1 protein-coding gene is annotated in these 603 nt (G+C 64.8%); it reads left to right on the top strand.

Features of this window, described 5'->3' with window-relative positions:
* Window positions 1-603 (top strand): AMP-binding protein (locus A5622_RS07655; RefSeq protein WP_156752877.1); only part of this gene is annotated, 603 nt, incomplete at both ends.

Genomic DNA, 603 nt, shown 5'->3' with positions numbered 1-603 from the left:
GAACTGCTCGTCGACCGACTCAACCCCACCCGATCACTGACCCATCACCCCCTGATCCAAGTGCTGTTGGCCTGGCAGAATGCCGACGCCACCGACCTCCACCTGAGCGATGTACGGATAACCCCCATACCGGCCGACATTCACAGTGCGCCCATGGATCTGGCCTTCTCCCTGGCCGAGCGCTTGACCGCTGCGGGTGAACGGGCGGGGATCGGCGGCACGGTGCAGTTCCGCACCGATGTATTCGACGTAGCCACAATCACTACCCTCGTCGATCGGTTCCAGGGGGTGTTGATGGCCATGGTCGCCGACGCCGGGCAACGGTTGTCCTCGATCGATGTGCTCGATGAGGGTGAGCGCACCTGGCTGGATGGGTGGGGTAATCGCCGGGTGTTGAGCGCGCCGGGTACCGGGGCGGTGTCGATTCCCGAGTTGTTCGCGGTTCAGGTGGCCCGCATGCCGGGGGCGGTGGCGGTGAGTTTCGAGGGTCGCGGGTGGAGTTATCGGGAGCTTGATGAGGTTTCGGATCGGTTGGCGCATGGGCTGGTTGACCGCGGGGTAGGCCCAGGCGGGTTGGTGGGGTTGTTGTGTTCGCGGTCGGCT

The organism is Mycobacterium sp. 1245801.1 (assembly GCF_001673055.1).
Lineage (GTDB): Bacteria > Actinomycetota > Actinomycetes > Mycobacteriales > Mycobacteriaceae > Mycobacterium > Mycobacterium europaeum_A.
This window is presented reverse-complemented; position numbering and strand designations above follow the sequence as displayed.